Annotated in this window: 4 protein-coding genes; 2 read left to right on the top strand and 2 right to left on the bottom strand. The window is 76.4% G+C overall.

What is annotated here, in order from left to right:
- A partial coding sequence (locus tag HGCM_RS19580; protein ID WP_218917027.1) for a hypothetical protein occupies positions 1 to 352 on the bottom strand: 352 nt, incomplete at its 3' end.
- 166 nt (positions 353 to 518) lie between these two features.
- Between HGCM_RS19580 and purL the strand changes: the two genes are divergently transcribed.
- Positions 519 to 2,891, top strand: a complete 2,373-nt coding sequence (gene purL / locus HGCM_RS16400; RefSeq protein ID WP_019135179.1) for a phosphoribosylformylglycinamidine synthase subunit PurL — start codon at positions 519 to 521, stop codon at positions 2,889 to 2,891.
- A gap of 169 nt (positions 2,892 to 3,060) precedes the next feature.
- Here purL and HGCM_RS20155 read toward each other — a convergent pair whose 3' ends face one another.
- Positions 3,061 to 3,957, bottom strand: a complete 897-nt coding sequence (locus HGCM_RS20155; RefSeq protein WP_026075185.1) for a hypothetical protein — start codon at positions 3,955 to 3,957, stop codon at positions 3,061 to 3,063.
- 239 nt (positions 3,958 to 4,196) lie between these two features.
- On the opposite strand from HGCM_RS20155, the gene rsgA reads away from it, so the two are divergent.
- A complete protein-coding gene (gene rsgA, locus HGCM_RS01775) occupies positions 4,197 to 5,300 on the top strand; it encodes a ribosome small subunit-dependent GTPase A (protein ID WP_040398904.1) in 1,104 nt (367 codons plus the stop codon).
- The last annotated feature ends 37 nt before the right edge of the window (positions 5,301 to 5,337 follow it).

The following is a 5,337-nucleotide window of genomic DNA, read 5'->3' as shown; positions in this document are numbered from 1 at the left end:
CGGACCCGTCGGGCAGCACGCGCGCGCCCGAGCCGGCGACCCAGGCCGGGCCGTCGACGACGACGACCGCGGACCCGTCGTCGTGGCGGCGCACCTCGACCGGGGTGCCGTCGTCGGTCCGGACCCACACCCGCGCCCGGGCGGCGCGCACGGGCGTGCCCTCGTCCTCGACGGCGGCCCGCGTGGGCGGCGAAGGCGACGAAGGGGCCGGCGCCGGCGCCGCGGACGGCGTGGTGGCAGCGGTCGGTGACCCCGTGGGCGTGCTCGGCCCCGGCGCCGGCGTGGCGGAGCACGCGGCCAGGACCGCCAGGACGGCGAGCGTCACGACGGCCCGGGCGGGACGGATCGGCACGGCCCGACGCTAGTGCGTCGGGTCCCCCGGGCGGGCGGGCACCACGCGCGGGACGTCGTCGCGTGGACGCGGCGCCGGGGCGCGCCGCGGCGCGGATATCCTGGCCCCGTCCGCCGCGCGCGGCCGCACCGCGGCCGCCCCGCAGGCCCCGCCACCGAGGGAATCGATGACCACCGCACCCGCGCGCCCCAGCAGCGACCAGCACTACGACACCGTCGAGGACGCGGCGGCCACGCCGGACCTCGCGCAGCCGTTCGCCGAGCTCGGGCTCAAGCCCGACGAGTACCAGCGGATCCGCGACATCCTCGGCCGCCGGCCGACCGCCGCGGAGCTCGCGATGTACTCCGTGATGTGGTCCGAGCACTGCTCGTACAAGAGCAGCAAGACGCACCTGCGCCAGTTCGGCGAGAAGACGACCGACGAGATGCGCGAGCACCTGCTCGTGGGCATCGGCGAGAACGCCGGGGTCGTGGACATCGGCGACGGCTGGGCCGTCACGTTCAAGGTCGAGAGCCACAACCACCCGTCGTACGTGGAGCCCTACCAGGGCGCGGCCACGGGCGTCGGCGGCATCGTGCGGGACATCATCTCGATGGGCGCACGGCCGGTGGCCGTCATGGACCAGCTGCGGTTCGGCGCGATCGACCACCCCGACACCGCCCGCGTGGTGCACGGCGTCGTGGCCGGCGTCGGCGGCTACGGCAACAGCCTCGGGCTGCCCAACATCGGCGGCGAGGTCGTCTTCGACCCGTCGTACCAGGGCAACCCGCTCGTCAACGCGCTGTGCCTGGGCGTGCTGCGGCACGAGGACATCCACCTGGCCAACGCGTCCGGCGCCGGCAACAAGGTCGTGCTGTTCGGCGCGCGGACCGGCGGCGACGGCATCGGCGGCGCGTCGATCCTCGCGTCCGAGACGTTCGACGACACCAAGCCGTCCAAGCGTCCGTCGGTGCAGGTCGGCGACCCGTTCATGGAGAAGGTGCTCATCGAGTGCTGCCTGGAGCTGTACGCGGCCCGGGTCGTCGAGGGCATCCAGGACCTCGGCGCCGCGGGCATCTCGTGCGCGACGAGCGAGCTCGCGTCCAACGGTGACGGCGGCATGCACGTCGACCTGGAGAAGGTGCTGCTGCGCGACCCGACGCTGACCGCCGGCGAGATCCTCATGTCGGAGTCGCAGGAGCGGATGATGGCGGTCGTCCGGCCCGAGAAGCTGGACGAGTTCCTCGCCATCACGTCGCGGTGGGACGTCGAGACCGCCGTGATCGGCGAGGTCACCGGCACCGGGCGCCTCACGATCGACCACCACGGCCACCGCATCGTCGACGTCGACCCGACGACCGTCGCGCACGAGGGCCCGGTCTACGACCGCCCCTACGCGCGGCCCGGCTGGCAGGACGGGCTGAACGCCGACACCAGCGGCGCGCTGCCCCGCCCGCAGACCGGCCCGGAGCTGCGTGCGACGCTGCTGCGCCTGCTCGGCAGCCCGAACCTCGCGTCGAAGGCGTGGGTGACGAACCAGTACGACCGCTTCGTGCAGGGCAACACGGCGCTCGCCCAGCCCGACGACTCGGGCGTGGTGCGCGTCGACGAGCAGACCGGCCTCGGCGTCGCGCTGTCCACGGACGCGAACGGCCGCTACGGCAAGCTCGACCCGTACACGGGCGCGCAGCTCGCGCTCGCGGAGGCCTACCGCAACGTCGCCACGACCGGCGCCCGCCCGCTGGCCGTCACCGACTGCCTCAACTTCGGCAGCCCGGAGCACCCCGACTCGATGTGGCAGCTCGTCGAGGCGATCCGCGGCCTCGCGGACGCCTGCGTCGAGCTCGGGGTGCCCGTCACCGGCGGCAACGTGTCGCTGTACAACGGCACGGGGGAGCCCGGCAAGATCGACTCGGCGATCCACCCGACGCCCGTCGTCGGCGTGCTGGGCGTGCTCGACGACGTGGCCGACGCGACCGCCTCGGGCTGGACGACCCCCGGCCAGGCCGTCTACCTGCTCGGGACGACGCGCCCGGAGCTGGACGGCTCGGCGTGGGCCGACGTCGAGCACGGCCACCTCGGCGGCCGCCCGCCGGCGGTCGACCTCGAGGCCGAGAAGCGCCTGGCGCTCGTCCTGCAGCACGCGAGCCGCGACGACCTGGTCGACGCCGCCCACGACCTGTCCGAGGGCGGCCTCGCGCAGGCCCTCGTCGAGTCGTCGCTGCGGTTCGGCGTCGGCGTGCAGGTGTCGCTCGACGCGCTCACCGCCCGCGACGGCGTGACGCCGTTCGAGGCGCTGTTCGCCGAGTCGACCGCCCGCGCGCTCGTCGCGGTCCCGCGCTCGGAGGAGGTCCGCTTCGCCGACCTGTGCACCGCGCGCGGCGTGCCGGCCCTGCGCCTCGGCGAGACCGCCGAGACCTGCGAGCCCGGCGCCGGTGCGCCCGTCGACGACCCGGACCACGAGCACGGCCCCGCCGTCGAGGTGGCGGGCCTGTTCACCATCCCGCTCGCCGAGGCGCGCGAGGTGTTCGAGGCGACGCTCCCGCGCCACTTCGGCTGACCGCCCGCGCGCCGGGGCGCGCAGCACGAAGGGCCCCGCACCGTGCCGGTGCGGGGCCCTTCGCTCGTGGTCGGCGACGGACGGTGGCCTGCTGTCAGCGACGGCCAGCGACGCCCGGTCGGCGGCCCTCAGGACGGTCGGCGTGCGCCCGTCCTCGTCGGGACCGCCGTCAGCGGCCCTCGGCCTTGCGGCGTCCGCGCGTGGCCAGCACGAGCGTACCGGCACCGGCGACCAGCGTGCCGCCGGCCAGCAGGGCGATCGCGCCGCCCGACGCACCGGTCGCGGCGAGCACCTCCTCGCCGAGCGGCTCGTCCGGCGTGGCGGTCGGCGGCTCGGGCAGCACCTGCTCGTCACCCGGGACGGTCGGCGTCGGCGTCGGCTCCGGCAGCACCTCCTCGTCGCCCGGCACCGTCGGCGTCGGGGTCGGCGTGGCGGCGGGCGTCGTGGGCTCCGGCGTCTGCTGCACCGGCGGGACGACGGGCTCGGTCGGCGTGGGGGTGGGCGTCGGGGTGGGCGTCGGCGTCGGGGTGACGGTCGGCGTCGGCGTCACGGGCGTCGTCGCGGAGGGCGTCGGGCACGGCGTGCGCGTGGGGCGCGGCGTCGGCGTGGTGGTCGCGCAGTCGGGCGCCTTGACGTAGGTCCACGGCTGGCCGGTCTCCCGGTAGGGGTAGGACGACGCGTGCACCTCGGTGGGGTTGTTCGGTCCGTACAGCACGCCGCCCGCGATCAGGCGGTCGGTGGTGCTGCCCGGCTTGTAGCGGTCGAGCTGCAGCCAGACGCCGCACGTCTCGGCGGTGGCGATCCGCTGCGGCCAGATGCGGGAGTCGTTCCCGCCGGACGGGCGGCTCGCGGAGGAGGGCAGCGGCGTGGCCCAGCGGACCTCGACGAACGACGAGCTGTCGTCCCCCCGGTCGCGGGCGGACGACCAGCTCCCGTGGGAGCCGTGTCGCCCGTCGGTCGAGCCGTGGTGCCCGCCGTGGCCGCTCCCCCCGGCGTGGGCGACGGCGGGCGCTGCGGAGAGCAGGACGACCGAGACGGCAGCGGCAGCGATGGCGCGGCGCAGCATGCAGGAACCTCCACGGGTGTCGGGCGACGGTGCAGGGGGAGGGCGCACCGGACGGCACGCGACGCGGTAGCGGCTGTGCCGGGTGAGAGCGTATGGGATGAAACGGACAGAAGCGGACGATTCGGCGTGTCGGTGGAGAAGTCACCCGGATGGCCGTGTCGGGGGCGGGCGGACCCTCGACCTGCGGGTGAGCGCTATTCAGGTGACCCCGCGAGGCGGTGAGGCCTAGCGTCGCCGCGATGGACGGTCCTGTGCTCCGAGTGGTCCGCGCCGACCGCGGCGCGGTCCTCGTCGTGCCCGACGACGCCCTGCTCCAGGGCGATCCGCACCCGGGCACGCGTGCCGGCGCCGGCAGCGCCCCGGACGGGGACGCGCACCGGCGCGAGGTGCGGGCGCTGCTCGACCGCGACGGCGCGGCGCCGTCGGACGACCCCGCCGCGGAGGGCGGCCGGCTCGTCCCGACGGTCGGCGACCGCGTCCGGGTCGAGCGGACGGCCGACCCCGGCGCCGCCCCGCGGGTCGTCGAGGTGCTGCCGCGCCGCACCGCGCTGGTCCGCGACAGCGCCGGCGGGACGTCCAGGACCCAGGCCCTCGCCGCGAACGTCGACGTGGTCCTCGTCGTCGAGCACCTCGACCCCGACCCCGACCTCGGCCGGCTCGAGCGCATGCTGACGCTGGCGTGGCGCTCCGGCGCCCAGCCCGTCGTCGTCCTCACGAAGGCCGACCTCGTGCCCGACCCCGACGGCATGGCGGCCGAGGTCGCGGCCGTCGCGCTCGCGGTGCCCGTGCACGCGGTCAGCGCGAGCCGGGACGAGGGCCTGGACGCGGTGCGCGCCCTGCTGGCACCCGGGGTGACGCTCGTCGTCGTCGGGCCGTCCGGCGCCGGGAAGTCCACCCTCGTCAACGCCCTCGCCGGGCGCGACGTCATGGCGGTCGGCGCGCGCCGCGAGGGCGACGGCCGGGGTCGGCACACGACGACGCACCGCGAGCTCGTCCCCCTCGCCGGCGGGGCGATGCTCGTCGACACGCCCGGCATCCGCACCGTCGGCCTCGTCGCCGACGACGACGCCCTCGACGCCACCTTCGCCGACGTGCGCACGCTCGCCGAGGCGTGCCGGTTCGCCGACTGCTCGCACGCGAGCGAGCCCGGCTGCGCGGTGCGGGCGGCGCTGGAGAGCGGCGAGCTGCCGCAGCGCCGCTACGACAGCTGGCTCAAGCTGGGCCGCGAGGCCGCGTTCCAGGCGCGCCGCGCCGACGTCCGCCTCGCGGCCGAGGAGCGCCGCCGGTGGAAGCACGTGCACCGCGAGGCACGCTCGCGCGCACGACACCGTCCCGGGCGCTGACCACGCGCCGCGCCGCCGGGCGCGGCATCATCGGGGG

This window comes from Cellulomonas massiliensis JC225 (assembly GCF_000312005.1).
In the GTDB taxonomy this organism is placed as follows: domain Bacteria; phylum Actinomycetota; class Actinomycetes; order Actinomycetales; family Cellulomonadaceae; genus Cellulomonas; species Cellulomonas massiliensis.
The sequence above is the reverse complement of the archived record's forward strand: the minus strand, read 5'-3'. Positions and strand labels throughout refer to the sequence as shown.

What these genes read in the sequence shown, in the direction of transcription:
- HGCM_RS20155 (WP_026075185.1), bottom strand. Translation starts at nt 3,957, where the DNA reads ATGCTGCGCCGCGCCATCGCTGCCGCTGCCGTCTCGGTCGTCCTGCTC.
- purL (WP_019135179.1), top strand. Translation starts at nt 519, where the DNA reads ATGACCACCGCACCCGCGCGCCCCAGCAGCGACCAGCACTACGACACC.
- rsgA (WP_040398904.1), top strand. Translation starts at nt 4,197, where the DNA reads ATGGACGGTCCTGTGCTCCGAGTGGTCCGCGCCGACCGCGGCGCGGTC.